This is a genomic window from Viridibacillus soli (assembly GCF_016612995.1).
GTDB lineage: Bacteria > Bacillota > Bacilli > Bacillales_A > Planococcaceae > Viridibacillus > Viridibacillus soli.
Window position 1 is genome coordinate 1 of record NZ_JAEOAH010000089.1, and the last position, 1,216, is coordinate 1,216.

Annotated in this window: 1 protein-coding gene; it reads right to left on the reverse strand. The window is 30.3% G+C overall.

Annotated features, from left to right (window positions below; genetic code table 11):
- Window positions 1-326: 326 nt before the first annotated feature.
- Window positions 327-755, reverse strand: a complete 429-nt coding sequence (locus JFL43_RS22110; RefSeq protein WP_200750718.1) for a hypothetical protein — start codon at window positions 753-755, stop codon at window positions 327-329.
- Between the last annotated feature and the right edge of the window lie 461 nt (window positions 756-1,216).

The window sequence follows — 1,216 nt, forward strand, 5'->3', positions numbered from 1 at the left end:
GCGTGATTTTTTAGTCACCCCAACATTTGACGTTGAACCATAATACACTAAAAAAGTACAGAAAAAAACCTCTTACACGTAATGTGAAAGAGGTTTTCCCTAGCCGAACCGTCGGCCTGAATACTATATTATATACATATTAACTTCAAAAAATGCAGGTGTCAACTTGATATTTTTTCGAAACCACAATAAAAACGTGAAATTCTCTAGAAAAACATTGCATGAGAGCATTCGAGAAATTGTGTTATGAGTAGTTATCCAACTCGAATACTCTCATTTATTACACTTTTTCTACGAATTCATTTTATTTAAATTTTAGTATCTTTCTATCTAGTCCATGTTTTAGAATAAGCAGTTTGCATAAGAATAGTTGAACTGTATCCGTCATAAATATCAACTTTTATACGATGTGATTTATTAAGTACGTTTGAAATATTAGCAAATGAAACATTTAAACTCTTACCAGTATCAGCAGAGACAGTTCCAGTTTTAGTATCGATATTTGTCCAAGTACCGTTATTATTACGTTGTAAAGTTAATTTCACATATACATAACTACTAGGAGCTGGTTTATATGTAGCATAAACATTTAAATGATCTTCTGAAGTAGTAAGATATGCTGTTCCACCATAAGCAAAATTACCGTTCATTTTAATTGATGTTGAAGTACTTGTAGCACTTGCCGATCCTGAAATTCCTACTGATCCAATTAGAAATACTACCGACATAAATAATAAATACATTATTTTTTTCATTTCTACACCTCTTCTATAATTTTTAAAAATATTATTCTTAGATAGCTTCTCATTGTTATTTTGTGAAGTAAACCCTTTTTATGAAATACAGCCCTTTTTAACTAACAAGAAATAAAAAATAATTTAGAAAAGTACTTTTTGACTATTTCCCACATATAAAAACTATTTATCATATTAAAAACAATCAATAAAAAAGCCCCTTTCAATTAAGAACAGGGCATTGAATTTATATATTATTACACTAGTGTTGCATAAATAAAGATTGAAAATTCCGTCTATTTATACTTAGGGTTTAGAGCCAAAAAAGGAAACACTTCAATAAAGGTGGCTCCATCCATTTGGTTTTTTTTTACAATTATACGTGTGCGACAACGACAGTTTGCGTTTTATGGAACAGCTTTGCCTTCGATTTTTCGAAGCCCGATGTAGGCTGGTTTCCATAAAGAAGCCCTTAAATATCG

Coding starts and splice junctions, on each gene's coding strand:
- JFL43_RS22110 (WP_200750718.1), bottom strand. CDS start 755: ATGAAAAAAATAATGTATTTATTATTTATGTCGGTAGTATTTCTAATT.